Raw genomic sequence first — 5389 nt, 5'->3', positions numbered from 1 at the left:
TCCCCCGACGGGCGGGACGCCCACTTCCCCCGCGCCCTGTGCCGCTTCGAGACCGAGGACGGGCGCACCGGCCACGGCTGGACGGAATGGCACCAGCCCCCTGGCTGGCAGGACCACGGCTGGACCCACCTGGCCGAGGAGAGCGCATGACGCCAGCCTCCGGCGCCGGGGACCTGACGGCGTCCTACCTGTCGGACGCCCTCGGGACGAAGGTGACCGCCGTCCGGGCCGAACCGGTGGGCACCGGACAGGTCTCCGACAGCCTCCGCCTGCACCTCACCTACGCGGGCGAGACGTCCCTCCCGCCCACCATGGTCGCCAAGGTCCCGGCCGCCGACCCGTCCAGCCGCGCCGCCGCCCGCGCCATCCGCACCTACGAGGTCGAGGCGAGCTTCTACGCCGAACTGGCGGGCGGCCTCGACGCGGGCATCCCCACCTGCTACTTCTCGGCCTACGCCGCCGAGGAGGACGAGTACACCGTCCTGCTGGCGGACCTCGCCCCCGCGCGGCCCGGCGACCAGCTCGCGGGCATCACCCCCGAGGACGCCGCCGCCGCGATCACCGAGATGGCCGCCTTCCACGCGGCGGGCTGGGAGGACCCCGGCCTGGCCGCCCTGCCCTGGCTGAACCGCCACGACGCCGACGCCGCCGCCTTCACCGCCGCGATGGTCACCGACCTCTACACCGGCTTCAAGGACCGCTACGCCGCCGAACTGGGCCCCGACGTCATCGCCCTGATCGAAGAGTTCATGCCCTCGCTGCTGGCGTACCTGACCGCCCGCGAGGGGCCGCTGACCCTGTCCCACGGCGACTTCCGCGCCGACAACCTGCTGTTCGGCGGCCCCCGCACCGCCGTCCTGGACTGGCAGACCTGCGCCTACGGCCCCGGCCTCGCCGACCTCTCCTACTTCCTGGGCTCAAGCCTCCCCACCGAGGCCCGCCGCGCCCATGAGAAGGCGCTGGTCGAGCGCTACCACGAAGCCCTGACGGCCCGCGGAGTCGCCCTGACCTGGGACGACTGCTGGACCGTCTACCGTCACCACACCTTCCACGGCATCGTCATGGCGATCGGCGCCTCGATGCTCGTGGAACGCACCCCGCGCGGCGACGAGATGTTCCGCACCATGACCACCCGCCACGCCCACCACGCCCGCGACCTGAACTCCCTTTCGCTTCTCAGCTGAGCCATCTCAGGGTCAGAGGACGCTTATATGCTGTCGACCACTATCAATAGCGGCGTTTGAGGAGGGTTCGTGGCATCGGACGGAGAGGCGTCAGGCCAGGACAAGCTTTCCCGGGTCAATACGAACATCCCTCATCCCGCGCGGGTCTATGACGCCTGGCTCGGCGGCAAGGACAACTTCGCCGCCGACCGCGCGGCCGCCGAAGCCGGGCTGCAGGCCTTCCCGTCCACGGTCAAGTCGGTCCGGGCGAACCGCGCGTTCCTGGCGCGGACGGTGGAGTACCTGGTCGCCGAGGCCGGAATCCGCCAGTTCCTCGACATCGGCACCGGCCTGCCGTCGGCGAACAACACCCACGAGGTCGCCCAGGCGATCGCGCCCGAATCCCGGATCGTCTACGTCGACAACGACCCGATCGTGCTCGTCCACGCCGAGGCGCTGCTGAAGAGCAGCGGAGCGGGCGCGACCGACTACATCGACGCCGACCTGCGCGACCCCGCCAGGATCCTCCAGGAGGCGTCCCGCACGCTGGACTTCAGCCGGCCGGTGGCGGTCATGCTCATCGCCGTGCTGCACTTCGTCTCCGACGAGGCGGACCCCTACAAGATCGTTGACACGCTGATGGCCGCCGTCCCGCCGGGCAGCCACCTGGTGGCGTCCCACACGGCGAAGGACATCTTCCCCGAGGAGATGGCCGCGTTCGAGCGGGCCATGAACGAGAAGTCGGCGGAGAAGGTGACCCTGCGCGACCGCGAGCAGGTCACCGGCTTCTTCCGCGGGCTGGACCTCGTCGAGCCCGGCGTCGTCGAGGTTCCGCGTTGGCGCCCCCGCTCCGACCTGGAGGCGTCCGCCCCGGCCGCCCTCTGGGGTGGAGTGGCCCGCAAGCCGGCCTGACGCCGCGGGGTCAGTCTCCGTCCGCGCCTGCGCGTCGCTCGTGGCGCGCACGCGCGAGGCGGTAGGCCGCCTCCAGCAGCTCGCGGACGGCGGCTTCAGTGCGCGGGCCCGGGTTCACCACCGCCAGCCAGCCGACGGTGCCGTAGACGGGATGCGCGATCACCGTGTCGGCGGTGCTGGCGTCGACCTCGGCACCGGACGGCTCGCGCGGCGCGTGGCCGGTCCACCGGACGAACGCCTCTTTCCCGGCGGAGATGTTGACGCGGAAGGCGCCCGGCCGGTCCAGGCGCGATGTTTCGTCGCCGGGATAGTCCTTGGTCACGAGCGTCGCGAAGGGCTGGGTGTTCGCCGGGACGATGCCGTCCGGCGAGTAGTAGAAGAACGTGTCGCCCCAGCTGATCTCCGGCGACCCGTCACCCGGGCCCGGCCGGGAGGCCAGGACGCCGTCGAGGCCCGTCGTGAAACCGATGATCTCGTCCATCGTCATGCGTTCTAGCCTGGCATTGAAGTGCTTGTGGAGACTTTCGGACCGGTACTGAGGGGCTTCGTGGTGTCAGGTCTCAACTCGCGCGGCATGCGCACCGTCGATGTCGCGCGGCGTGCCGGGTACTCCGTCCAGCAGGTGCGCAATCTCGAACGCGACGGCGTCCTGCCGCCGGTGATGCGCACGGCCACGGGCTACCGCGTCTACGGGGAGACGCACGTGCGGTCCGCGGTGGCCTACCGCGCGCTCGCGGCGGGCGCGGGGCCGGTCGAGGCCAAGAGGATCGTCCGGGCCGTCCACCAGGGTCCCGCCGCGGAGGCGCTCGCCCTTCTCGACGCGGTGCACGCACGCCTCCACGCGGAGCGCGGGGAGGTACAGCTGGCGAGGGACGCCGCCCAGGTGATCTCCGGCGAGCCGCTCGACGACGTCCGCGCCTCGGACGCGATGAGCATCTCCGAACTCGCCGCCGCGCTCGGCGTGCGCCCCTCGACGCTCCGGCACTGGGACAAGGAGCAGCTCGTCGTCCCCGACCGCGACCCGGCCGGGGGAACGCGACGGTACACCCCGGCCCAGGCGCGGGACGCGCGGATCGTCCACCAGCTGCGCCAAGCCGGATACCGCATCGAACCCCTCCGGGCCCTCATGCCGGAGCTGCGGAGCGCCCGGCGACTGGAGGACGTCGCCTCCGCGCTGGCCGCCCGGGACGCCGCCATCGACGCCCGATCCAGAGCCCTCCTCGACGGCGCCGCCGCACTCGGCGCCCTGCTCTCGCCGACCGCCGGGAGCGGCGCGGTCTGATGTACTGGACGGGTTCCCACCGGCAGAGACCGTGAGGAGGCGTGCGGCATGGTGAACGAGAACGCCGACCGGCTGGCGGTGCTCATCGACGCCGACAACGCGCAGCCCGGAGTCGTCGAAGGGCTGCTGGCCGAGGTCGCCAAGTACGGGACCGCGCACGTCAAGCGCGCCTACGGCGACTGGACGGGGACGAACCTGCGGGGCTGGAAGGAGCACCTGCTCGACCAGTCGATCCAGCCGATCCAGCAGTTCGCCTACACCTCCGGCAAGAACGCCACCGACGCGGCGATGGTCATCGACGCGATGGACCTGCTGTACTCCGACCGCTTCGACGGGTTCTGCATCGTGTCCAGCGACAGCGACTTCACCCGGCTGGCGGCGCGGATCCGGGAGTCCGGGCTGACCGTCTACGGGTTCGGGGAGCGCAAGACGCCCAAGCCGTTCGTGGCGGCGTGCGACAAGTTCATCTACATCGAGAACCTGCTGTACGACCAGGGCCCGGCCACCCCGGCCGCCGAGACGCTCAAGCCGGCGCCCCCGACGCCGGCCGCCAAGCTGAAGCAGGACACCGCGCTCGTCAACCTTCTCCGCAACGCCGTGGACGCCTCGTCCGACGAGGACGGGTGGGCCGCCCTGGGCAGCGTCGGCCAGATCATCACCAAGCAGCGCCCCGAGTTCGACTCCCGCAACTACGGCTACGCCAAGCTCAGCGAACTGATCACCGCGACGACGCTGTTCGTGCTGGAGCGCCGCAGCCCCGGCGACGGCAAGGCGGCCATCATGTACGTCCGCGACAGGCGCCACCAGGACAAGAAGTCCGGCTGAGCTCAGCCGGCCGCGTCCGGTGTGAACACGCCGATGCCGTTGGCGACGGCGCGCTGGGTGCCGTCCGACGGGGAGTTGCGGACGGTCACAGAGGCGGCGCCGGGCGCGCGGGCGACGAACGTTGAGGAGCCGCCGCCGTCCAGGTTGACGGCGTCGTCGGCGCCGACCTTGTCCAGCAGGGACGCGAGTTCCGCCACCGTCAGGCCGCCGCTCCGCTCCGACCTGCCGTCCGCCACGACGAGGTACAGGTGCCGGCCGTCGCGGCTGACCCCGGCGGCGGTGCGCGGGGCCGGGCCGTTCGGGCTCAGGCCGTCCAGCGGCTCGCCGTCCCGCAGGATCGGGAACCCGCCGACCGCGAACCGGAAGCGGACCGGGCCGGTGAAGCGGTACGACACCCGCACCCGGTCGCCGGGCCGGAGCCGGCGCAGCGCGTCCGCGCCCTTCTCCCGCCCGACCAGCACGGTCGTCCCGGACGGGATCGCGCCCGCGCCGACCGTGTCGGACACGCCCGTCACCACGCCCCGCCGCACGGTCACCTCGGCGGTGTTCGTGCTGCACGGGGCGCTGCGGACCTCGTCCGTCCCGCAGACGGCGCGCTGCCGGGAGACCTCACCCCACCGCGAGTCGAACGCACCGACCCCGCCGACGTGGAGCGCGTACTGGTTGAGCCCGCGCAGGGCGATGGACTTCTTCCCCGACCGGACGGTGCCGGTCAGGCGGAGCCGCGCCACGTGGCCGCGCCGGTCGCGGCCAACGCCGATGACGTCCTCGGTGGACGTGCCGGGAGGCAGCCCCGGCCCGAACCGCTGCCCGTCCGGCACGGCGCCCTTGAGCGGACGCCCACCGTCCACCGTCGGCCCGGACGAAGACCCGGTAGGCGGCACCCCCGGATGGGTCTCGCTGATGTTGAAGAAGTCGCCGTTCACCCCGGCCACCGCCTGCTGCGCGTCCGCCATCTCCGACACCGTGCGCCGCGCCGCGACCACGGGCGGACGCAACAGCCCGACGGAGACCTTCGGGCTGCGCAGATCGACGTCCAGCAGGTCGCCCTCGACCCGCCCGCCGGTGCCGGACGTCTCGAACGTCCGGAAGGTCACGCCGGGCGCGGTCCGCTCCGACGAAGTGAACCGCACCTGCCCGACCTCGGACGACGGCAGCGCCCGCACCGCGGGGACGGAGAAGTCGAGGCCCGCGACGTCCGGCGGGC

At 72.5% G+C, this 5389-nt stretch carries 7 protein-coding genes; 5 read left to right on the top strand and 2 right to left on the bottom strand.

Going from position 1 to position 5389, the window contains the following annotated elements; genetic code table 11:
- The 3 genes from ETD96_RS48445 to ETD96_RS40760 all read left to right on the top strand — a co-directional run.
- The coding region (locus ETD96_RS48445) for a DUF7064 domain-containing protein (protein ID WP_478209503.1) at nucleotides 1–150 on the top strand (150 nt) is incomplete at its 5' end.
- Nucleotides 147–1184: a phosphotransferase gene (locus ETD96_RS40765; RefSeq protein ID WP_171069483.1), complete on the top strand. Its 1038-nt coding sequence runs from the start codon at nucleotides 147–149 to the stop codon at nucleotides 1182–1184. The genes ETD96_RS48445 and ETD96_RS40765, both read left to right, overlap by 4 nt.
- A 69-nt stretch (nucleotides 1185–1253) precedes the next feature.
- Nucleotides 1254–2075, top strand: a complete 822-nt coding sequence (locus ETD96_RS40760) for an SAM-dependent methyltransferase (RefSeq protein WP_138641827.1) — start codon at nucleotides 1254–1256, stop codon at nucleotides 2073–2075.
- Between the two features lie 10 nt (nucleotides 2076–2085).
- On the opposite strand, the gene ETD96_RS40755 is transcribed toward ETD96_RS40760, so the two are convergent.
- Nucleotides 2086–2562, bottom strand: a complete 477-nt coding sequence (locus tag ETD96_RS40755) for a DUF6194 family protein (protein WP_138641826.1) — start codon at nucleotides 2560–2562, stop codon at nucleotides 2086–2088.
- A gap of 87 nt (nucleotides 2563–2649) precedes the next feature.
- Between ETD96_RS40755 and ETD96_RS40750 the strand changes: the two genes are divergently transcribed.
- Together ETD96_RS40750 and ETD96_RS40745 are read left to right on the top strand one after the other, a co-directional pair.
- Nucleotides 2650–3357 carry a MerR family transcriptional regulator gene (locus tag ETD96_RS40750; protein ID WP_138641825.1) on the top strand — a complete coding sequence of 236 codons (708 nt, stop codon included), beginning with the start codon at nucleotides 2650–2652 and terminating at the stop codon, nucleotides 3355–3357.
- Nucleotides 3358–3405: 48 nt separating this feature from the next.
- Entirely contained in the window at nucleotides 3406–4182 is a 777-nt protein-coding gene (locus tag ETD96_RS40745; RefSeq protein WP_138641824.1) for an NYN domain-containing protein, read from the top strand.
- A gap of 2 nt (nucleotides 4183–4184) precedes the next feature.
- On the opposite strand, the gene ETD96_RS40740 is transcribed toward ETD96_RS40745, so the two are convergent.
- A partial coding sequence (locus tag ETD96_RS40740) for a phosphodiester glycosidase family protein (RefSeq protein WP_205719716.1) occupies nucleotides 4185–5389 on the bottom strand: 1205 nt, incomplete at its 5' end.

The sequence above is a fragment of the Actinomadura geliboluensis genome, assembly GCF_005889745.1.
Taxonomy (GTDB): domain Bacteria; phylum Actinomycetota; class Actinomycetes; order Streptosporangiales; family Streptosporangiaceae; genus Spirillospora; species Spirillospora geliboluensis.
The sequence above is the reverse complement of the archived record's forward strand: the minus strand, read 5'-3'. Positions and strand labels throughout refer to the sequence as shown.